Here is a 547-nt window from a genome sequence, read left to right as displayed (position 1 = left end):
CAGAAAGGCGGTAGGACGAAGCAAACCAGCTGATTTTAAGATTCAAGAGATTGCCTAATACTTCCAACAAAAGCAAAGGAAATGGCTATCTGCTGCCCATTGCCAAAGCAGAAAAAGATGTTCCCGCCATACGCACAATCGCTTTTGAATTTATCAAAAATACTTTTGATAAGCAATACTATAGAATTTACAAAGCGACATTTTCGGACGAAAAGTGGCAAGACGCATTTGAAAACCTTTACAACCATTACGATAAACCACCGAAAGATGGGTGGCACTCAGACAACTGTAACATTCCCAATCTCCTGCTTGCCGAAAAACTTGTAGCGCGACTGGTGGACTACATCGAAACCCACCTGTCGGCAACAATGATGGAAGAATATTACGCGCATTTTTTAGAAGAATACCCTGAAAAAACATTGGAATTGTTCCGAAAAGCCGTTGATATGGCTGCCACAGATTCCGGTGAAAGGAGTTATCACTATGTGTGCCGATTGCTGAAATTGATAAAGGGACTTCCCAATGGGGCTATAGTGGTGTCGCAAAT

1 protein-coding gene is annotated in these 547 nt (G+C 42.0%); it reads left to right on the top strand.

What is annotated here, in order from left to right; all coding sequences use genetic code 11:
- Positions 1-50: 50 nt before the first annotated feature.
- Positions 51-547, top strand: a 497-nt coding sequence (locus ASC50_RS03630) for a hypothetical protein (protein WP_158648373.1), incomplete at its 3' end; no start/stop codon positions are given.

The sequence above is a fragment of the Candidatus Symbiothrix dinenymphae genome, assembly GCF_001431085.1.
The sequence above is the reverse complement of the archived record's forward strand: the minus strand, read 5'-3'. Positions and strand labels throughout refer to the sequence as shown.